The sequence below is a fragment of the Kribbella sp. NPDC056861 genome, assembly GCF_040687575.1.
Classification (GTDB): domain Bacteria; phylum Actinomycetota; class Actinomycetes; order Propionibacteriales; family Kribbellaceae; genus Kribbella.
On sequence record NZ_JBFBNQ010000006.1, the window covers coordinates 228,004 to 248,155 of the forward strand.

Sequence of the window (20,152 nt, forward strand, 5' to 3'; positions counted from 1 at the left end):
GGCATGTCGACCAGCCCGGTGATCGTGAGCGCCTTGCGCGATCGCTCCGGCCTGCGACGACGACGCACTGTCTGAACACCTCAGCCCTGTTCCAGTGCCTCGTTCTGAAGGACCCCTGTCATGTCCGCAGTCCTGTCTGTCCTCGCCACCAAACTGTCCGACGCCGTCACGGCCGCCTTCGGCGCGCAGTACGGCGTACTCGATCCTGAGCTGCGGGCGGCCACCAAGCCCGAGTTCGGCCACTTCCAGACCAACCTCGCGCTGCGGCTCGCCAACTCACTCGGGCAGCCGCCACGCGCGATCGCCCAGCAGTTGGTGGATGCGCTCGACCTGACCGGGGTCTGCGAACCGGCGCAGATCGCGGGGCCGGGGTTCATCAACCTCACGCTGCTGCCGTCGACCCTCGCGGCCGGCGTCAACGAGCCGGTCACCTTCGCGCCGCGCGGCGAGCGGGTGGTGGTCGACTACTCGCAGCCCAACGTGGCCAAGCAGATGCATGTCGGTCACCTGCGGTCGACGGTGATCGGCGACGCCCTGTGCAACGTACTGCGGTACGTCGGCTACGACGTGATCCGGCAGAACCATGTCGGCGACTGGGGCACTCAGTTCGGCATGATGGTCGAGCAGGTGCTGTTCGAGGGTCTCGACGTCGGATCCCTCGATATCGAGGGGTTGCAGCAGCTCTACCAGCGGGGCCGGCGGCATTTCGATGCCGATAGCAACTTTGTGGAGCTGTCCCGGGCCCGGGTGGTGTCGCTGCAGTCCGGCGATGCGGAGACGCTGGCGATCTGGCGGCAGATGGTCGAGGTGTCGCTGGTCGAGTTCGACCGGATCTACGCGCAGCTGGGGTCGCCGCTGACGCGGGCCGACGTAGTTGGCGAGAGCGCCTACAACGACCGGCTGCAAGGCGTTGTGGACGATTTGACCGCGGCCGGTCTGCTGACGGAGTCGGGTGGGGCGTTGTGCGCTTTCCTGCCGGGATTCGTCGGCCGGGACGGTGCGCCGCTGCCGGTGATCGTGCGGAAGTCGGACGGCGGGTTCGGGTACAGCGCCACGGATCTGGCGGCGGTACGGCATCGGGTGGACGACCTCGGAGTACAGCGGATCATTTATGTGGTCGATCATCGGCAAGGGCTGCACTTCCAGCAGATCTTCGCGCTGTGCCGGGCGGCCGGGTGGTTGCCGGACAGCGTGCCGGCCGAGCATGTTGCCTTCGGCACCGTCTTGGGGAAGGACGGGAAACCGTTCAAGACCAGGGACGGCGGGACGGTCCGGCTGGCCTGGCTGCTGGACGGCGCGGTGGCGCGGGCGAGAGCGTTGCTCGACGAACGGCACGGCGACGACGAGGCAGCTGGCAGCGGCATGGGCGATGCGACCCGGGCAGCGGTGGCACACGCCGTCGGGATCGGAGCGATCAAGTACGCCGACCTGTCGAGTGACCGGATCAACGACTACGTGTTCGATCTCGACCGGATGGTCGCGATGAACGGGAACACCGGGCCTTATCTGCAGTACGCGCATGCGCGGTTGTCCCGGTTGCTCGACAAGACCGGCGAGACTCCTGGCGTGGTGACGGTGCTTGAGCAGCCTGCCGAGCAGCGGTTGGCGTTGTTGCTGAGCGGCTTCGGCGACTGCGTCGTACAGGTTGCCGAGACGTTGCAGCCGCATCGGCTGTGCACGTATCTGTTCGAGGTCGCCAGTGCACTGTCCGCGTTTTACGAGACCTGCCCGGTGTTGAGCAGCGAAGGCGAGATCCGGGCCAGCCGGCTGGCGCTGTGCGCGGCGACCCGGAGTGTGTTGCAGGATGGTCTGGGTTTGCTGGGCATCAGCGCACCCGACACCATGTGACGTGAGAGAGGTTCGCCGATGCTGCCGTGGTCCGCGGAGCTGTCCGGACGATTCGACCAGACGACCTTCGACAGCGCGTTCCTGCGCGACAACCCGCTCGGCGATCCGCACGAGCGCCCGGTGATCGTCTACCTGCCACCCGGGTACGACGAGTCGGATCAGCGCTACCCGTCGATCTACGTGGCGATGGGCTACACCGGGCACAGCGGGATGTGGTTCAACCGGGCGCCGTTCCGTCAGCCCTACCCGGAGTTGCTGGACACCTTGTTCGCGTCCGGCCAAGTGCCGCCGGCGATCGTGGTGTTCGTCGACGCGTGGACCAAGCTCGGCGGCAGCCAGTACCTCGACTCCCCCGGCACCGGCCGCTACCACTCGTACCTCTGCGACGAGATCGTGCCGTACGTCGACGCGAAGTACCGGACGATCGCCGATCGGGACCACCGCGCGATCACCGGCAAGTCCAGTGGCGGGTACGCCGCGATGGTGACTCCGCTGTTGCGGCCGGACGTGTTCGGCGCGCTCGCAACGCACGCCGGAGATGCCGCGTTCGAGGTCTGCTACCAGCCGGAGTTCCCGCTGCGCGCGCGGTTGCTGCGCGACCAGTACGAGGGGTCGTACCCGAAGTTCTTCGCCGACTTCGAGAGCCGGCCTGGACGGGCCACTCGGCAGGATCTGGAGTTCCTGGAGATGTACGGGTACGCCGCGGCCTACTCGGCCGAGCCCGACGGCACCGTGCTGCTCCCCTACGACGAGCTCGGCCGGATCATCCCTGAGGTCTGGGGGCGCTGGCTCAGCCGCGACCCCGTACACATGGTCACCACCGAGCCCCGGTACGCCGATGCGCTGCGCTCGATGCGGGCGGTCTGGATCGACGCTGGCAAGCAGGACGAGTACTACCTCGATCTCGGCGCGGCGGCGTTCCATCGCGCGGCGCTGGCGGTCGGCGTACCGGAGGAGCGGTTGTCGTTCGAACTCTTCGAGGGCACTCACGGCGGGATCGAGTACCGCTATCCGCTCGCGGTCGGCTGGCTGAGCCGGCAGCTCACCGACTAATTGGGATGCCGGGCCGCGGGGTCCGGCCCTACCGTTCTTGGCATGGGGACGTTTCCGGAGTGGGTCGAGGCCCGACCGATCGAGAAGAGCGACGCCGCTGACTGGGCGGCCGTCATGAACGACGTGCAGCAGGCCGATCAGAACGGTGAGAACTTCGACACCGAGGACATGCTCGAGGAGCTCAGCGATCCACAACTGGACGCCGAGCACGACACGGTCGGGCTGTGGGCCGACGGGCTGATGGTCGGGTACGGCGTGGTCAGCTGGCGCAAGGAGCTGGTCGACGTCGACCGGCTGAACACCGATGCCGCGGTCCGCGGCGACTGGCGCCGGCGGGGACTCGGTACTGCGTTGCTGACCTGGATGACCGAGCGCGCCCGTGAGCTGCACGCCAAGCATCATCCCGACGTCGCCGAGGCCGAGCTGCATGCGGTCGCGATCAGCACGAACGTCGGCGCCGACGCGCTCTTCGTCTCGCAGGGCTTCCAGCAGATCCGGTACGCCTTCGACATGCGGCGCCCTTTCGACACCCCGATCCCGGTGCTCGAGGTGCCCGACGGGCTGCGGCTGGCGCCCTTCGGACCGGAGTACGACGAGGCGTTGCGGCTGGTCCACAACGAGGTGTTCCTGGACCACTGGGGCTCGACCCCGAAGGACGAGGAGGCCTGGAAGACCTGGTTCACCGGGGCGCGCGCGTTCCGGCCCGGGCTCAGCTTCGTGGTGCTCGACGGGGAGCGGATCGTCGCCTACGCGAACGGCTTCGAGTACGAGGCCGACACCGCCGTGACCGGTCTTCGCGAGGTCTACGTCGGGCAGGTCGGAACCGTGCGGTCGCATCGAGGCCGGGGGTTGGCGGCCGTCGCGTTGGCTGCGCTGATGCGCGAGGCGGAGCGGACCGGCTTCCAGCGGGCCTCGCTGGGGGTCGATGCGGAGAACCCGACCGGGGCGCTCGGGCTCTACGAACGCCTTGGTTTCCGGCAGAACAGCAAGTGGGTCACGTATCGCCTGCCGCTGACCTGAGGTCAGCAGGTGGGGACGGCCGAGTCGTCGGTTTCGTAGTACGCGGCGCTGACGAAGCCCTGCACGGTGATGGTGTGATCGGTGATGAAGTACCAGACGTTGGTGACCGCGCCGCCGGGGTCGACCACGATCTCGGTCCGCGTCTTGCAGATCGCGGTGGTGCGATGGGACGGCAGACAGCGGGCGATCCCTACCCCGCCGAGGCTGGGCGCGTTGCGGATCAGCGGCGACCCGACACACCTCCCCGGCGCTGAATCGACCGCTGCCGAAGCCGGTACGGCGGTGAGTGCCGCCGTACCGGCTGTCAGGACGAGTGTCGCCACCACAAGCTTGTGAGCAGTCATGCACTCACTGTCAGTGCAGGGCCGGGGCTTCTTCAATCTTTTCGACGATCGCTGAACTGCCACCGCGCTTCCACGGCCGGACACTGAGCACGATCACGGTCAGCGTGAGCGCCGCGTAGATCGCCGAGCCGACGAAGGCCGCGTGCACGCCGTCGGTCAGGATCTCCCGGGCACGCTCGGCCGGGATCCGCGAAGCAGCGTCCGAGTTGCGGCTCGCCGTACCGAAGATCGTGACCAGGATGCCGAGACCCAGGGCCCCGCCGACCTGCTGGACCACGTTCAGCATGCCGGAGGCGGCACCCGCGTCCTCGGGCTGTACGCCGGCCAGCGCGCGCCCGACCAGCGGGATGAAGATCATTCCGGCGCCGAACCCGAACAGGATCAGCGGACCGACCACGTCACCGAGGTAGCTGCTGTCCTCGGTGAGCCGGGTCAGCCAGAGCATGCCGGAGGTGACCAGGATCGAACCGGTGATCATCAGCCGGCCGCCGTCGATCCGGCCGAGCAGCCGCGGCACCACCCGGGACGAGGTGAACAGCAGACCGGTCATCGGCAGGAAGGCCAGGCCTGCCTGCAACGGGCTGAACCCCAGCACGCCCTGCAGGTACTGCGTGAGGAAGAAGAACATCCCGAACATCGTGCCGACCACCAACAGCATGGTCACGTACGCCGCGACCCGGTCGGGGTTGCCGAACAGGCGCAGCGGCACGATCGGGTGGCTGACCCGGCGCTCGATCAGCACGAAGCCGGCCAGCAGGACGACGCCGGCCACGAACGCGCCGAGCACCTCGGCCGAGGTCCAGCCGACCTCGGCGACCCGGATGAAGCCGTAGACGATCGAGGTGATGCCGAAGGTCGAGGTGAGCGCCCCCGCGACGTCGAACTTGCCCTTCTCGGGCGGCGTCTCGGACAGCACCTGCCGGGCCGCGATGACCAGGCCGATCCCGATCGGGACGTTGATGAACAGCCCCCAGCGCCAGGAGACCCAGTCGGTCAGCATGCCGCCGACCACCAGGCCGACGCTCGCGCCGCCGGAGGAGACCAGGCTGTAGAGACCGAGCGCCTTCAGCCGCTCCGGACCTTCGCGGAAGGTGAGCATCAGCAGGGTCAGAGCGGCCGGAGCTGCGATGGCACCACCAATGCCCTGCAGGACCCGGGCCGCCAGCAGCAGTTCGGCGGACGGAGCGAGCCCGCCGAGCAGCGAGGCCGCGGTGAAGACGCTGACACCGGTGATGAACACCCGGCGCCGGCCGAGCAGGTCGCCGGCCCGGGCGCCGAGCAGCAGCAGGCCGCCGAAGGCGAGGGCGTAGGCGTTCTGGACCCAGGACAGGCTCGCCGGGCTGAAATCGAGCGCGTGCTGGATCTTGGGCATCGCGATGTTCACCACGGTGCCGTCGAGAATGACCATCAGTTGGGTGATCAGGATGACTGCGAGGACTACCCCCGGCCGCCGCGCGGGCGTGCCGGTACTGGCGCCGGCCGGCGCCGCGGATGTTGCCGACATAGTGTGACTTGCTCCTTACCCCGAAGGGGCTAGAGTGGGAATCAATGAAGTGGAGCGCTCCTCCGGATTACTATACGGAGGCCACCTCCGCTTTTTCAACCGATTTAGGGAACAGACTCGGACAAGGAGGGCCGGATGACCTCGACACCACTCCCGACGACGCGGCCCACCAGGGTCGACGCCGCGCGCAACTACGACCTGCTGGTCGCCGCCGGGCGCGAGGCTTTCGCCGAGCACGGCACGGACGCCTCCCTCGAGGAGATCGCCCGCCGGGCCGGGGTCGGTATCGGCACCCTCTATCGCCGGTTCCCGAACCGGACCGCGCTACTGGAGGCGGTCTACGTCGACGAGATCCAGTCCGTCTGCAACCGGGCCTACGGTTTCGCCGACCAGCTCGGACCGTACGAGGCGCTGGCCGCCTGGCTGCGCAGCTTCGTCGACTACAGCGTCTCGAAGAAGAGCCTGGCCGGTGAGCTGACTGTTGCTCTAGGCAAGGATTCTGAGTTCTTCACGGCCTGTAAGACGAACGTCCGCGAGGCCGGTGAGCTGCTGCTGAACGCGGCCAAGGCGGAAGGCTCGGTGCGGCCGGAGCTTCAGCTGATGGACATCCTGCGGCTGGTCGGCGGCATCACGATGGGCCGCGACATGTCGCCCGAGCAGGCCGACCGGTTGCTCGAGATCGTGCTGGCGGGGCTCAAAGCCTGACCTTCAGAGCCTGATCGGTTTGACCGCATCCAGGTACGGCGCGGTCGCGTCGGCTTCGACGTACTGCAACTGGTCCTTGGGTAGCGGCCACGGTACGGCGATCTGCGGATCGAACAGGTTGAGCACGGTCCGCGGCGCATCGGGGGTCCAGTGCGCGGCGAGCAGGTAGGTGTAGACCGTGTTCGGCTCCAGCGTGCAGAACGAGTGCCCGCAGCCCTCCGACAGGAAGATCGCCTGCCCCGGGGTGAGCTCGAAGGTCTCCAGCCGGCCGAAGGTCGCGCCCTCGCGCAGATCCACGATCGCGGTGAAGAGCCGCCCGAGGGCCGGTGAGATGTACCGGTCCCAGGCCTCGGCGTGGATGCCGCGGGTGATGCCGACCTCGGTCGTGTAGGCGACGTTGTTCTGTACGAAGTCGACCTCGGGGAAGCCCTGACCGACCAGCTTCGCCTGCTGGAAGCTCTCCTTGAACCAGCCCTGCGGGGTCTCGATCAGGTCGAGCTCGATGTGCAGAAGGCCAGGGATGCTGGTCTGCTTGACGGTCGGCATGCCGCGCAGCCTACCGACGGACCTGGGGGCGAGCCTGCAGCTGGGCCTGGTCGGCCGCGGTCAGGCCGGCCTGCCAGCCGGCGCCGTTGGTGATCCTGGTCCGCCGGGTGATGGTGTCCGGGAACAGCTTGGTGAACAGCTTCTCCACCTGCTCCTCCCGCCTGGACAGCACCGGCAGCAATCGGTCGGCATCCTCGGCCGGTACTGCGGCTTGGGTCGCGTCCGCGGTCGCTTGCAGCCGCTCGCCGATGCGGTGCGAATAGGCCATCAGGAACGACTGCCGGAACGACCTGGTCCGCGATTCGCCGTACTGGCCGATGTGTTTGCCAGCGGCAAGCATTGCCCGGTTGGCCTGCACCAGCAGCGAAGTACTGAGCAATTCGGTCAGCTGCAGGTCCAGCTCGTCGCCGACGATCGTGACGACGGCGAGCTGCTCCATCGAGACCGTGCGGCACCGGTTGGCGGAGGCGACCGCTCCGACCAGCTGCGCTTTCGCTGAGACGTAAGGGGTTTCGACCCAGATTCTTCGGGCGCCGGAGTCGTCGTGCAGGTCCAGACTCGGGTCGGCGTCCACCAGCGCCTGGTCGAGTGAGAACTTGGCCATCAGCTCCTGTGCCTTGCCCGACAATGCTTCGGCCTCGTCGGGGAAGTCGGTCCCCTCCGCCTTGGCCAGCAGGGCTCTGATCCGCGAGAGCATCTTGTCGTTCGGCACCGCGGAGGTCGCCGAACGCGCGCGGACCGGCGTACCGGGGAGGGGGAAGAGGCGGGCGAGTCCAGGCAGTGATTGCAGGAAGCCCGCGACGGCGAGCGCCGTGTGCAGGGTGAGATAGCGGCCGAGCCGTTGATCGGCCGCCCAGCTGGTCAGCCGCAGCTCGGCGTACGGGGGGACGATGCCGAAGTCGGTCAGCTGGTCCAGCCAGCGCGGATCCATCTCCTGATAGGCGCGATGCTCGGACGCGATCACCGCGAGCAGCAACGGCTCCATCCCCTGCTCCAGCCGCCGCCGCGCGTGCTGCACCACGTCACCCGGCGTCCAGCCGCGCTCCCACGCGGATCGCGTCAGCCTCTGCAGAAAGGCCTGCAGACTCAGATCGACCTGCGCTTGATCGCGCTCGTCGTACCCACCCAGCAACGCCAGGTATCCATCGGCCTGTCCGTCATCACGCGAGACGGCGGCCGCTGCCGACGGCAACAGTTCCTGAAGCTCCTGGTCACTCACCCGACCGAGTCTGACAGCCGATCGACCGCGACCCAAAAGCCATCCGCGGGCGACTGTGGATAACCCCGGCCACCGGCTCAGATCGAGGCGGCGCCGTCGATGACGATGACCTGGCCGTTGATGTTGGTGTTCTCCAGCAGCAGCATCCGGACCACCGGGACGACCTCCTCCGGCTCGGTCAGGTGGCCGGTCGGGGTGCGGCGGACGATCTGGTCGAGCTGGGTCTGGCCGAGCACGGCCGACATCTCCGAGGCGAAGAAGCCGGGGGCGACGGAGTTGACCAGCACCCGGCCGCCCAGTTCGCGGGCCATCGACCGGGTGGCGGCGTCCAGGCCGCCCTTCGTCGCGGAGTACGCGACCAGGCCGGGGAAGCCGCGCTGCGCGCAGATCGAGGTGACGTTGACGATCCTGCCCTTCAGCCCCTTGGCCAGCATCCGGCGCAGGACGAAGCGGGTCAGGATCAGCGGCGCGGTCAGGTTGGTCTCGATGATGCCGGCGAGCTGCTCGGCCGAGGTGTGCACGTGCAGCGAGTCCTGCCCGACCGCCGCGTTGTTGACCAGGCCGTCGATCGGGCCGAGCTCCTCCTCGACCTCCCGGACGAAAGCCTGGGTCGCCTTGGCGTCCGTCACGTCGACCGAGCCGACGTGCACCTGCTCCGGGTACTTCGTCGCCAGCGCCGTCAGGTCGGCGGTCACGGTCCGCGCGAACGCGGCGACCTTCACGCCGGCGTCGAGCAGCTCGGTGACGATCGCCAGCCCCAGGCCGCGCGAACCACCGGAGACGAGCACCACCGACGAGGGCGGTACTGCGGTGTGGTCAGACATCGCTCTTCAACGTCTCCTTCTGCGGAATCTCATCGAGGAACCTGATCCGCCGCGGTACGCCGTAGTCCGGCAACCGGTTGGAGCACCACTGGACCAGATCCTCGTGGGTGATCGGTCCGAGGTGCGAGTTGGCCACCACCTCGGCGGCGACCAACCGGCCGACCAGCGGCGCCTTGCGGGCGAACACCCGCGCCCAGGCGACGCCCGGGTGCGCGAGCAGCACGCTGCGCACCACCCCGGCCGAGACCTTCGAGCCGCCGACGTTGATCTCGTCGCTGTCCAGCCGGCCGGTGATCAGCACCCGGTCGCCGCTGAACTCGACCCGGTCGCCGGTCCGGACCGCGCCGTCCATCCCCGCGCCGTGGTGCGGCGAGGTGATGATCAGCTCGTCGCCGTCGACGGAGAGGATCGGCCGCTCGTCCTCGGGACCGGGCTCGCGATCCAGCCAGGCCTTGGGGAACCCGGCCAGGCCGTCGTGCACGACGATCGACGCACCGACCTCGGAGGAGGCGTAGATCCAGGAGACCCGGGCCTTCGGGAAGATCTCCCGCAGCTGGTCGAGGATGGTCTGGTCCACCGGTTCGCCGCCGAGGGTGATCTGCTCGAGCGGCACCTTGGCGAGCGCCTCGGTGTCGCGGTAGATCGTCTGACGCCAGAAGGTCGGCGTACCGGAGGCGGCGGTGACACCGTGCTCGGCCGCGATCGACGGCCAGATCTCCAGCTCGGACGGCTCGATCACGACCAGGCCCTGGTCGGCCTGGGTGAGCGAGATCGTGACCACCTGCCACCACGCGTAGGTGCCGGGCGAGTACGGCAGCAGCCAGGTCCGCGGGCGCTGCTGGGTGGTGACCGTGGTCAGCGACTCGAGGGTGTGACCGATCCTGGTCGGCCGGCCGGTCGACCCCGAGGTCAGCAGCCAGGCGCGGCCGGATTCCTCCACCCGCTTGAGTTTCGCGGGCTCGACGGAGTGCTCGTCGCCCTTCGCGATCACGATCGCGAAGCCGGACTCCTCCAGCTCCTCCCGCATCTTGAGGTCGACCCGCGAGGTAGTGGCGACCAGCAGTTCGGTGCCGTGCACCGCGTGGTGCCGGACCGCGGCGAGCGCGTCGGCGCCGTTGTCGACCAGCACCGCGGCCGGCGACGGCAGTTGCGGGAGTTTGTGCAGGGTGCGCCACGTCACGGTCTTGCCGCCGGCGACGACGGTGTTGTCGTCCCCGATCAGGGCGGTGGACCGGCGGCGCATGGTCACGCCGACTGAAGCTGTTCGATGAAGTCCAGCACGTCGCCGACCTTGGCGATCTGGCGCAGCCCGGGGGCGTCGAAGTTCAGCTCGTCACCGATCTCGTCCTCCACCCGCAGGGCGAGCTCGGAGAAGTCCAGCGAGCGGAAGCCGATCTCCCGCAGGTCGGCGCTGTCATCGGCCGGCAGCGTCTTCCCCTGCGCCGTCAGCACCGCGCCCATCAGGTCCCGGATCTGCTCCCGCGTCAGCTCAGCCATGACCACAGAGCCTATCGCCTGCGACCTGGGTGCTCGCACGGTCTACTGCACCTCCGGGGCCGCATCGGGAACAGCCTCCGGTACGGCGTTCGCCGGGGTGCCGGTGAGTTTGCGGCGCAACCGCCGGACCCGGTCCCGGATCTCCCAGCCGATCAGCGCGATCATCGGAGTGGCGGCGGCGAGCGCGGCGAGCAGGATCTCCTCGACCGGTAGTCCTGCGATGTGCTGGGCAGGCATGAACGTGACCTCCCGTGCGCTGGGTGACGGACCAGGGGGCGTTCGCCTACTCAGTGTAGGCGCGGGTTGTCGGCTGGTAAACGGCTCATACACTGTTGACCGTTTGTCAGGGATGTCTGTGACAGCAGTAGTGGCAGTTACTGAACTTTTCGTCGTCCGGGGCTCTCTCCGTATGCAGTGGACGCGACCGAGAGGACCGGTATGACGAGACCAGGACGGGCGATGGGCCTTGCCGCGATGGTGAGCCTGCCCGTGCTTCCGCTCGCCTGGTTCATCGCGTTGCAGGACCACACCCCGTGGATGTCGGCGGCCTACCTCGGCTATCTGCTGCTCGTGATCGCCGTCCCCGGCACGCTGTTCTGGCGCCGGCTGACCGGTGGCACCGGCTGGTTCACCGTCGACGCCGCCCTCGGTACGTCGTTCGGTCTGGCGGTCGAGGCACTGATCTATCCGGTCGTCCGGTACTTCGACATCCCGCTCGCGGTGCTGGTGATGCCATCGCTCGCGTTCGGCGTCTACCGCGCGTTCCCGCGGAGCAAGCAGCCGGTGAAGCCGACGCCCTGGTGGGCGATGGCCGGCGTGATGCTCGCTGTCGGTGTGGTCGCTGCCTGGTTCGTCCGGGTCGGGTCTCAGCTGATCCCGATCGACGGGCCCGCGGCTCTGCGGTCCGACTCCGACGCCTCGCGCAACCTGGCGCTCGCTGCTGAGCTGACCCATCACTTCCCGCCGCAGCTCCCCTACGCGTCCGGCAGGCCACTCACCAGCCACTTCGCTGCCTACGACCACTTGGCGTCGGCACACTGGATCACCAGCGTCGAGCTCGACGTACTGACCCAGCGGATGGCGCCCTTCGCCTTCCTCCTGCTCACAGTCCTCGGCGCGGCAGCAGTCGGCGTAGTACTCACTGGACGGTCAGTGGCGGCTCCGATCGCCGCCGGCCTCACTGTGGCCGCAGGAGACCTTGCAGCCTGGCCCTGGGCAGTAGATGCCCGTCTGTTCAACGACAGCCCGTTCTCGATGGGGCAGCTGACCAACCCGTCGCAGGCGTTCTCCACTGTGCTGATGCTGCCGCTGATAGCCATCACTGCGATGCTGCTCCGCCGGAAGCCGTCCCAGACGCGCGCCCAGGTCATCGGCATGCTGGTAGCGGCTGCTGTGCTGATCGCCGCGATCTCCGCGGCCAAGGCCTCCGCCCTCCCCGTGTACGCCGCTGGGCTGGCCGCTGCCTGGGTCTACCTCACCGTGCGAGCCGGGCGGGTCAACCTGCGAGCGCTGGTGCTCGGCGCCGGGATCGCCGCCAGCTACGCGTTCACCTTCTTCGTCGTACTGCGGGGGACGCCGTCCGGGATCGAGTTCCAGCCGGCCAGGACGTTCCGGCACATGATGGACGTGATGACCCCGCTGCACACCACTGAAGCGGTACTGGTGATCGCAGCGATCGTGGTGGTCGGCTGGTTGCTGCCTGCCGCCGGCCTGGTGCTGATCAAGCGGCGTGAGCCCCGCGATCCGATGGTGGTGTTCCTGCTGGTCGGGCTGCTGGCTTCGGTCATCGCTGCCGGACTGCTGTACGACAGTGGCCAGACACAGGTGTTCTTCGTGCGTACCGGCTTCATCTACGGCGTACTGATCGCCACGTGGGGTCTGGGATCGCTCAACCGCAAGCAGTACTACGTCGCCGCGCCGGCACTGCTGATCGGAGCCGCCGCGATCTACTGGGGCCGGTACCGCTCGGAGGAGTCATGCACGAGCGCGAACTGCTTCGGTCAGCCGCTGGTGGTCGCACTGGTCATCGCTGTCATCGGTACCGGTGCCCTGGCCTTGCTGCTGCGACTCAAGCGGCAGATGTGGGCAGTGGTCGCCGTCTCGGTCGTACTGGGCCTGACGGTGTCGCCGACGCTGGGGTCGCTGAAGGAGTTCGCCGCGCCCGCGCTGACGTCGTACGAGTCGATCGCGCCGGGTGGGATCGAGGCGGCCCGCTTCATCCGCCGGAACTCGGGACCGAACGACCTGATCGCCACGAACATCCACTGCCGCCAGGCCGGTACCGACAGCTGCCTGACCGGGTCCTACTGGCTTGCTGGGTACGCCGAACGGCGGGTGTTGGTGGAGGGCTGGGCCTACAAGCAGCGCGTCGACGACAGCTATGCGGCGGACGAGAAGATCCAGGGTGCTTACTGGGATCCGGAGCGGCGGCGGGTGAACGACGAGGCTTTCACCGCTCCGACGCGGGAGGTGCTGGAGACGCTGCGTACGAAGTACGGGGTGCAGTGGTTGCTGGCGGACGAGCGGGTGGGGACTCCGCCGGAGGAGTTGGAGAAGTTGGCGCCGCTGCGGTTCCACTATGGGACGGTGCGGATCTATCAGGTCGGGCCGCCGCCGTCGGGTAGTCCGTTCCCGCCGCTGAACCCGTGCCCGACCCAGACGCCAGGCTTTCCTTCGCAGACCCCTGGTTTCCCGAGCCAGACGCCGGGCTTCCCGACGCAAACGCCTGGCGGCTTCCCGAGTCAGACACCAGGTGGTTTCCCGTCACAGACACCAGGTGGCTTCCCGTCGCAGACGCCGGGTGGGTTCCCGTCACAAACCCCGGGCGGGTTCCCCAGTCAGACGCCGGGTGGGTTCCCGTCGCAGACGCCTGGCGGTTTCCCAGTGCAGACCCCGAGCGGGTTCGCCTCGCAGACGCCCGGCGGCTTCCCCACGTCCCGCCCGCCGGCCGGCGCCGCTCCCCAGGGTGCCGCGGCCGAAAGTCCCGGCAGCTCGCCCAGCCAGACACCTGGGAGCTTCCCAACCCAAACCCCAGGCGGGCTCCCGAGCCAAACTCCCGGCGGGGTGCCGAGCCAGACACCTGGCGGCTTCCCCACCACCCAGACACCCGGCGGATTCCCGACGCAGACGCCGGGCGGATTCCCCACGCAAACCCCCGGCGGCTTCCCCACGGAGACACCGACCGGTACTCCGTCACCGACAGCCAGCCCCTGCGTCTCACAGACCCCAAGCGCCTCCCCGTCCCAAACCCCGACCGGCTTCCCCACGCAAACCCCCGGCAGCTTCCCCACCCAAACCCCCGGCGCCTTCCCCACCCAGACGCCCCCTTCAACCCCATAAAAACCCCTACCCCACCCGCTCACTGAGATGCACCACAACGCTCTCCCCCGCCTCCTTGCCGACCCGTCGACGCAGCGCAGCGGCAACAGGAAGCTTGTGCGTCCCATCCCCCAGAGCCATGAACGAACTGGTGAACGGCACCTCATCGACAGTGCCGGCAACCTTGACCAACCCGCGCGTCCCGAAGTACTCGGCGGACCCGTCCATCACCAGATAGGTCCAGCCACCCTTGGCGGGGCTTTGCACGAGCGTCGCGGTGAAGGTGTGGTCGAGCGGTCCGGCCTTCGCTACTGCAGTTGCTCTGTTCATCACAAACATCCTTTCGACTCAGTGGAGTAGGCCGACGGCGACGGCGATCAGCACCAGCTTCAGCAGCCAGTCGCCGGCGTGCAGTGCGGCGGTGGCCGGGTGGACCTTCTCCCAGATCACCGATCCGGTCAGCAGCACGAATGGAAACCCGACCCACAGCACCAGCGCGAGCGGCAGCGTGTGCCCGAGACTCAGCTCCCCGCCGCGATCGGCGACCCAGGCGAACATCGCGGCGACCAGCGCGGTGCGCAGTACCTCGACGACCACCTTCCAGGCAGCGGGACGGCCTCGATCCAGCGCGGCGGGTCCGACCGCCTTCTGCTCCAGCGGCGTCACCACCGCGTAGTACACCGAGCTGAGCACAAACGCCGCGAGTGCTGCGGCGGCGATCCCGACGACGATCATGACGGCCTCCAGATTGTTTAGTACGACTGAGTACCATAATCACCATCGACTTCCGTACTGTCAAGTACTAAACTCCTCCCATGTCCCCGTCTTCGAGAGGCCGCCCGCGCGGCAGCGACACCCGGCAACTCCTGGACCTCGCCCGCGAACTGTTCACCGAGCAGGGCTTCCGCGGCACCACGATGGACGCGGTCGCCGCGCGGGCGCACGTGTCGAAACAGTCGCTCTACCGCGACTACCCGTCGAAGGACGAGCTGTACTCCGCCGTCGTCCGCGACTGGGTCGAGCGCGGCTCCGACGGGATGAAGCCGCACGCCGAGGCTCTCGCCGCGACTGACGACGCCCACGCCGGCCTGCTCGGCATCGCCCGCATCATGCAAGCCGGAATCCTGAGCCCGCCGGTCCTCCAGATGCGCACCCTGATCGCCGCCGAAGCATCCCGCTTCCCCGAGATCGCCGCGGACTACGTCGAGCGAAGCTGGACCCGCAACATCCAGATGCTCGCCAAGGCCCTCCGCGTGATGGCCGACCGCGGACTCCTGCAACTCGACAACCCCGAACTCGCCGCCGAGCAACTGACCTGGCTCGTCATCGCAGCCCCCCTCAACCGCCTCACCTTGCAAGCCGGCGCCGCGCCGTACTCCGCCGACGAACTCGCCGAGCTGGCCGACCAGGGCGTAGCCACCTTCATCAGCCGCTTCGGCCCAGCGGGGTCGGCGAGGGTCGGCAAAGGCTCATGACTGATCCCGCGTTGCGCAGAACGCTCAACGCCGCGGGACTGCCGACGACCGGCCACTTTCTTCCGAAGGCCGGCTGGGTCAGCCGCGTCTGGGTCGGCGACGAGTACGTCGTACGACTGACCAACGGACAGTTCCGCGATGCTTATCGCCACGAAGCCGCGGTCGTCGACCTGCTGGCCGGCAGCGAGGTCCCGCACGCCCAACACGTTGCCCATGGCAACGGACCCGACGGACCGTGGTACGTCTCCGAACGCCTCCCCGGCCAAACCCTGTACGACGCCTGGCCAACAGCGGACCCACACACGCGCCGAGCAATGATCGAAAGCCTCGGCACCGCCTTAAGCGCCCTTCACCGCATCCCCGTCCCACCAGACCTACTGCCGCCCTGGCTGACCGACGCACTCGCCGGCAAGCCATGGCCTGCGTACCACCCACCCGTGGTGAGCGCGACGCTCCATCTGGTCGAGGCTGCCCAGCGACTACCCGGCCACGACTCGCGCCTCCTCGCCGACGTCACCGACTGGATCCAGGAACGGCTGGCGTTGTTCGCCACCGACCACCCCGTCCTCGTCCACGGCGATCTCCATGGTTCCAACGTGATCGTCGACCAAGGCCGCGTCACCGGAATCATCGACTTCGCGGAAGCGCTGGCTCAGCCGGCCGATGCCGAGCTCGACACCATCCTGCGCTGGTGCGCGAGATCACGGGAGTACCCACCCACACCCGACGAACAGGGCCTCGACGAGACCACCCTCACCGAACTCCCCGGCTGGCTGCGAGGCGTATATCCGGAGCTGTTCGAGCGCGAGCAGCTGCGCGAGCGGCTGAACTTCTACGACATGTACAGCGAGCTCGCACTCCATGCACACCACCCACAGCCCGAGGTACGCGAAGCAGCGCAGGGCCGCATCGCTCGTCTGCTGTCCGGCCACAACCATCTGGACGGACTCGTCTGGTAGCTACAGCCGGAGCGTCTCCAGGTCCACGTCCGCGACGGCCAGCTGGATGGCCGTTCGCTCGAAGGCGTACAGGAAAGCCTCGATCTGCGCCGGTGGCAGCAAGGCGGTGTCCGCCATCATCGACAGCTGGATCCGGTCGGCCGTCCCCCGGATGTCGAGGAACAGCACCATGCCCTCGTCATGGGTCATCTCCGGCCAGCTGAACGTCGTCCGCTCGGCCAACGCATTCAGCTCGGCCTCGTCCGTGGCCACCGGCCGTTTCGGCCGGGGCAGCAGCGACCACATGTCGTTGAACTGTGAGCCCGGCTCCCAGTCCGGCCCTCTGAGCGAGAGCGCCATCGCCCGGGCCGACCGAGCGTCGTACCGGCCGTGCCGGCGGGCTCCGTCCATCGCCACCGCCGACTGCCGGACGATCTCCTCGAACGAGTCCGCCGTCAGGTCGATCGCCGTCGGCACGATCTGGTTCAGGGTGTTCACCGCGCCGACCAGCTCGGGCAGCAGCCGATTGCTCTGCATGATGTCGATCGAGTAGACGTCCGCCCCGGCGATCGAGCGAACCAGAGCGGTCGTGATGGACAACAGCACGGCCGACGGAGAGGTCCGATGGCGACGCGCGGCCGCCCGCACCGCGACCGGTACGGCGTCCGACTCCAGCTCGCCGCGGCGGAACCGCGGCGTCAGTGGCTCGGACCGCAAGGGAAGCATGCTCGGCTGGTACTTCTTGTACTGCTCGCGCTGGTACCTGATCGCCTCGACGTTCAGCAGTTGCCCGTCCGGCGAGTTCTCGAACATCGCCAGGTCGACCGGCTGCATCGACGATCGGGCAGCCGGTGGGGCGCTGCCGTCCACCTTTGCCTGCAACAGTGCGGCCAGCTCCTTCGAGAGCAGGTCAGCACTCAGGTAGTCCGAGGACAGGTGCGAGACGCCGAAGGTCACCAGTACCGGGATGCCTTCGTGCATCGCGACGTAGAAGCGGACCGGCAGCTCGGTGCCGTAGTCCCAGGCGGTCTCCTTGGCCCGGCGGAGACTCTCCTCGACCAGCTCGTGGAACTCGACCGGGTCATCGGCCGGCCGATCGAACAGGGTCACCGCGACGGTGCCGGCGGCCAGCACCTCCTGGGTCGCACCACCCCGCGCGCTCGAGCGGTAGAGGGTCCGCAAGGACTCGTGCCGGTTCAGCAGTTCGCCCAGCTGCTCCAGGACATCCGGCAGGGTCAGCACGAGCGGCACCGACAACCAGCGGGTCAGGGTGAAGAACGGCTTGATCTCCGGGAGCCATTCGTGAATGCCGTCCCAGGTCCCCTGCTGCCCCCAGGTCAACGGCGCGACCCGCGACCGTCCACCGCCGAAAACCGCCTCGGTCGCACTCTCGGTGATCACGCGGAACCAACCTTTCACTGACCTGGGGCGGGCCGCGCGAAGAACACCCCGCGCAGGAAAGCTCACCTAGATTTAGCACCTCAGGTCGGCCGTCGCGGTGCTACTGGGCGCGTCGATCCAGCGAAAGCCCTACTTGGTCGCCACCACCGTGTAGTTCTCGGCCTCAGGGTCGTACGTGCTGGTTTCCATCCGGAGTCCGACCTGGTGCAATTCGGCCAGGAGTTCGTCGTATCGGTAGGGCCAGCACGACAGCAGTTCCGAGCGGACAAGAACCGGCCCAGCCGCATCAACCTGCGCGATCGCGATCTCGATGTGGTGCTCTTCCTCCCACTGTGCCGCGATATCCCAGCGGTAGATCACGACGGCATCGCGACCGTTCCGGCGGACAAGGCGGTCACTGATGTCCAGTCGGGAGCCTCTGGACCGTACGAGTTCCCAGGTGCGGGAGGTGAGTACCAAGCGCCCGCCAGGGCGCAGCAGGCGTGACATCGACGCCAGAGCAGCGACCCTGGCTGTCACGCCCGGGGCATGGTGCAGCGAGTTGCCAACGCAGAACACCAGGTCGAACGTGCCGTCCTCGAAATGCTCGGGCAACTCTTCCCAGCTCGCCCGCTCGGCCTGCACCGTTGCCCCGAACTCCTCAGCCAACTCCGCAGTACGACGAACCATCGCTTCGCTGGCATCAGTCGCGACCACCTGCAGGCCACGACCAGCGAGGCCGACCGCCAACTGTCCGGTTCCGCAGGAGCAATCGAGGACGCGAGCGTTCGACGGCAGCTGACCGAGGACGTCGTCGAACGACGCAGCGAACTGGGCCGGAGGCAACTTCGCGTCCGAGATCAGCCACTCGTACACATCGGCAAGTACGTCATAACCGGTCATAACTGGCTAGCTTATGGCGGGAATGGGGAGGCTTTGGTTGGAGGCTCGGTCGAGGGCTGTTACGGAGTACAGGTAGTGGTGGCCGGGGACGGCGGTTGTGTCTATGTAGCTAGTGGATCGCAGGGTGGTGAGCAGGTTGCGGGCGTCGTTGTCGGCGCACCAGTCGCCACCGGTCAGGTCGCGCCGGTAGATCGCGTACGACGTACTGTCGGCTGAGGTCGGCTTCCATTGCAGCTTGACGCCGGCCGCCGAACGCGAAGCTCGCAAGGCATGGACCGGTAGCGGCGCACGCGAGTCGAGTGAAGGCATCGCGGGGATGAGCGCCGGGCGCGTGTACCAAGTGCTGTTCAGCAGGCTCGTCGCGCCGAGTCGGTCGGCGCGGACGTCCTTGGCGGAGAAGAAGATGTCGCCCTTGACCTCAGGAATCGTTGTGTTGAAGGCCAAATGGTCACTCAGCTCAGCGGGGTCCGCCCAGTCGGGCGACTGCGTCGACGTACCGACCTTGTACGTCGCCTGCCCGATGTAGAGATGCACGCGAGTACCGCGGACCTGCTCGGCCCACCACGGCACGATCTTGTTGTAGTCGGCCGGAGCGAAGCCGCCGGCCCAGTAGACCTGCGGCACGATGTAGTCGATCCACTCCTCGCGCACCCAGCGCCGGGTGTCGGCAGCGAGGTCGTCGTAGGTCTGCACACCGGCAGTGGTGTCGGAGCCGAGCGGGTCGGTCGCCTTGTTGCGCCAGACGGCGAACGGCGAGATGCCGAACTTCACCCACGGCTTGATCGCCTTGATCCGCTGCTGGATCTCCTGGATCAACAGGTTGATGTTGTTGCGCCGCCACTCCGCCACGGTCGGGAAGCCGGCCCCGTACTGCGCATACGTGGCCGCGTCGTCGAACACCTGACCCGCCACCGGGTACGGGTAGAAGTAGTCGTCGAAGTGCACCCCGTCGAGGTCGTAGTTCGCGACGGCGTCCATGATCGCGTCCTCGACCAGCTTGCGGGCCGCGGGGATCCCCGGGTTGTAGTAGAGCTTGCCGCCGTAGGTGACCACCCAATCCGGGTGCAGCCGGGCCGGGTGCGTCGGGATCAGCGCGTTGAGGTTGGTGCCCATCGACAGCCGGTACGGGTTGAACCAGCCGTGCAGCTCCAGGTTGCGCTTGTGCGCCTCGGCGACGGCGAAGGCCAGCGGGTCGTAGCCGGGATTGCCGCCCTGCGTGCCGGTCAGGTACTGCGACCATGGCTCGACCTTCGACGGCCAGAAGGCGTCGGCGGTCGGGCGGATCTGCAGGATGACCGCGTTGTGGTGCTGCCGGACGGCGTCCTCGAACCAGCCGATCAGCTCGGCCTTCTGCTGGTCGGGGGTCAGCCCGATCTTCGAGGGCCAGTCGATGTTGACCACCGACGACACCCAGCTGGCGCGGAACTGGCGCAGCGGAGTACTGGCGTCCGGCGGACAGGACGCGGCGGCTGCTGGCGTGGGCTGCACAGCACCAGCTGTACCAGCCGCACCGGTGAACGCGCCGGTCAGGAGCAGGGCCGACGCGCTGAGCAGGGCTATGATCCGGCTGGCTTGCAT

The 20,152-nt window shown here is 68.0% G+C and carries 20 protein-coding genes; 7 read left to right on the forward strand and 13 right to left on the reverse strand.

Annotated elements, in window-relative coordinates; genetic code table 11:
• The first annotated feature begins 120 nt into the window (after window positions 1-120).
• Genes argS through AB0P21_RS29265 form a run of 3 tightly spaced genes read left to right on the forward strand, consistent with a single transcriptional unit; the run spans window position 121 to window position 3,921 of the window.
• The gene (gene argS / locus AB0P21_RS29255; RefSeq protein WP_363700445.1) at window positions 121-1,848 is read left to right on the forward strand and encodes an arginine--tRNA ligase; all 1,728 of its coding nucleotides are present in this window, start codon (window positions 121-123) and stop codon (window positions 1,846-1,848) included.
• An 18-nt stretch (window positions 1,849-1,866) separates the two neighbouring features.
• Complete coding sequence (locus AB0P21_RS29260) at window positions 1,867-2,901, forward strand: alpha/beta hydrolase-fold protein (RefSeq protein ID WP_363700447.1); 1,035 nt, start codon at window positions 1,867-1,869, stop codon at window positions 2,899-2,901.
• Between the two features lie 42 nt (window positions 2,902-2,943).
• The gene (locus AB0P21_RS29265) at window positions 2,944-3,921 is read left to right on the forward strand and encodes a GNAT family N-acetyltransferase (protein WP_363700448.1); all 978 of its coding nucleotides are present in this window, start codon (window positions 2,944-2,946) and stop codon (window positions 3,919-3,921) included.
• Window positions 3,922-3,923: 2 nt separating this feature from the next.
• Here AB0P21_RS29265 and AB0P21_RS29270 read toward each other — a convergent pair whose 3' ends face one another.
• Together AB0P21_RS29270 and AB0P21_RS29275 are read right to left on the reverse strand one after the other, a co-directional pair.
• On the reverse strand, window positions 3,924-4,265 hold the full coding sequence (locus tag AB0P21_RS29270; protein ID WP_363700449.1) for a hypothetical protein: 342 nt from the start codon (window positions 4,263-4,265) through the stop codon (window positions 3,924-3,926).
• A gap of 10 nt (window positions 4,266-4,275) precedes the next feature.
• Window positions 4,276-5,769: an MFS transporter gene (locus AB0P21_RS29275; RefSeq protein ID WP_363700450.1), complete on the reverse strand. Its 1,494-nt coding sequence runs from the start codon at window positions 5,767-5,769 to the stop codon at window positions 4,276-4,278.
• 135 nt (window positions 5,770-5,904) lie between these two features.
• On the opposite strand from AB0P21_RS29275, the gene AB0P21_RS29280 reads away from it, so the two are divergent.
• On the forward strand, window positions 5,905-6,474 hold the full coding sequence (locus AB0P21_RS29280; RefSeq protein WP_363700451.1) for a helix-turn-helix domain-containing protein: 570 nt from the start codon (window positions 5,905-5,907) through the stop codon (window positions 6,472-6,474).
• 3 nt (window positions 6,475-6,477) lie between these two features.
• Here AB0P21_RS29280 and AB0P21_RS29285 read toward each other — a convergent pair whose 3' ends face one another.
• The 6 genes from AB0P21_RS29285 to AB0P21_RS29310 form a co-directional block, all read right to left on the reverse strand.
• Entirely contained in the window at window positions 6,478-7,020 is a 543-nt protein-coding gene (locus AB0P21_RS29285; RefSeq protein WP_363700452.1) for a dTDP-4-dehydrorhamnose 3,5-epimerase family protein, read from the reverse strand.
• A gap of 10 nt (window positions 7,021-7,030) precedes the next feature.
• Window positions 7,031-8,239 (reverse strand): DUF2786 domain-containing protein, encoded by a 1,209-nt coding sequence (locus AB0P21_RS29290; protein WP_363700453.1) that lies wholly within the window; start codon window positions 8,237-8,239, stop codon window positions 7,031-7,033.
• 77 nt (window positions 8,240-8,316) lie between these two features.
• Window positions 8,317-9,063, reverse strand: a complete 747-nt coding sequence (locus AB0P21_RS29295; protein WP_363700454.1) for an SDR family NAD(P)-dependent oxidoreductase — start codon at window positions 9,061-9,063, stop codon at window positions 8,317-8,319.
• Window positions 9,056-10,306: an AMP-binding protein gene (locus tag AB0P21_RS29300; RefSeq protein ID WP_363701259.1), complete on the reverse strand. Its 1,251-nt coding sequence runs from the start codon at window positions 10,304-10,306 to the stop codon at window positions 9,056-9,058. Before AB0P21_RS29300 ends, AB0P21_RS29295 begins: the two co-directional genes overlap by 8 nt.
• A 2-nt stretch (window positions 10,307-10,308) precedes the next feature.
• Complete coding sequence (locus AB0P21_RS29305) at window positions 10,309-10,560, reverse strand: acyl carrier protein (RefSeq protein WP_328332703.1); 252 nt, start codon at window positions 10,558-10,560, stop codon at window positions 10,309-10,311.
• Between the two features lie 42 nt (window positions 10,561-10,602).
• Complete coding sequence (locus tag AB0P21_RS29310) at window positions 10,603-10,797, reverse strand: hypothetical protein (RefSeq protein ID WP_363700455.1); 195 nt, start codon at window positions 10,795-10,797, stop codon at window positions 10,603-10,605.
• Between the two features lie 201 nt (window positions 10,798-10,998).
• Between AB0P21_RS29310 and AB0P21_RS29315 the strand changes: the two genes are divergently transcribed.
• Window positions 10,999-13,899, forward strand: coding sequence for a hypothetical protein (locus AB0P21_RS29315; protein ID WP_363700456.1), 2,901 nt, complete (start codon window positions 10,999-11,001; stop codon window positions 13,897-13,899).
• 6 nt (window positions 13,900-13,905) lie between these two features.
• Here AB0P21_RS29315 and AB0P21_RS29320 read toward each other — a convergent pair whose 3' ends face one another.
• Both AB0P21_RS29320 and AB0P21_RS29325 read right to left on the reverse strand, forming a co-directional pair.
• Window positions 13,906-14,208 carry a DUF1905 domain-containing protein gene (locus tag AB0P21_RS29320; RefSeq protein WP_363700457.1) on the reverse strand — a complete coding sequence of 101 codons (303 nt, stop codon included), beginning with the start codon at window positions 14,206-14,208 and terminating at the stop codon, window positions 13,906-13,908.
• 18 nt (window positions 14,209-14,226) lie between these two features.
• Window positions 14,227-14,613 (reverse strand): DUF1761 domain-containing protein, encoded by a 387-nt coding sequence (locus tag AB0P21_RS29325; RefSeq protein WP_363700458.1) that lies wholly within the window; start codon window positions 14,611-14,613, stop codon window positions 14,227-14,229.
• An 80-nt stretch (window positions 14,614-14,693) separates the two neighbouring features.
• On the opposite strand from AB0P21_RS29325, the gene AB0P21_RS29330 reads away from it, so the two are divergent.
• Entirely contained in the window at window positions 14,694-15,353 is a 660-nt protein-coding gene (locus tag AB0P21_RS29330) for a TetR/AcrR family transcriptional regulator (protein ID WP_363700459.1), read from the forward strand.
• Window positions 15,350-16,312, forward strand: coding sequence for a phosphotransferase (locus AB0P21_RS29335; protein WP_363700460.1), 963 nt, complete (start codon window positions 15,350-15,352; stop codon window positions 16,310-16,312). The genes AB0P21_RS29330 and AB0P21_RS29335 overlap by 4 nt, the downstream gene beginning before the upstream one ends.
• Here the strand turns inward: AB0P21_RS29335 and AB0P21_RS29340 are convergent, their stop codons facing one another.
• From AB0P21_RS29340 to AB0P21_RS29350, 3 genes are all read right to left on the reverse strand, one after another.
• Window positions 16,313-17,692, reverse strand: a complete 1,380-nt coding sequence (locus tag AB0P21_RS29340; protein WP_363700461.1) for a condensation domain-containing protein — start codon at window positions 17,690-17,692, stop codon at window positions 16,313-16,315. It abuts the gene before it with no gap.
• Window positions 17,693-17,821: 129 nt separating this feature from the next.
• Window positions 17,822-18,574 carry a class I SAM-dependent methyltransferase gene (locus AB0P21_RS29345; RefSeq protein ID WP_363700462.1) on the reverse strand — a complete coding sequence of 251 codons (753 nt, stop codon included), beginning with the start codon at window positions 18,572-18,574 and terminating at the stop codon, window positions 17,822-17,824.
• A gap of 6 nt (window positions 18,575-18,580) precedes the next feature.
• Entirely contained in the window at window positions 18,581-20,152 is a 1,572-nt protein-coding gene (locus AB0P21_RS29350) for a family 10 glycosylhydrolase (protein WP_363700463.1), read from the reverse strand.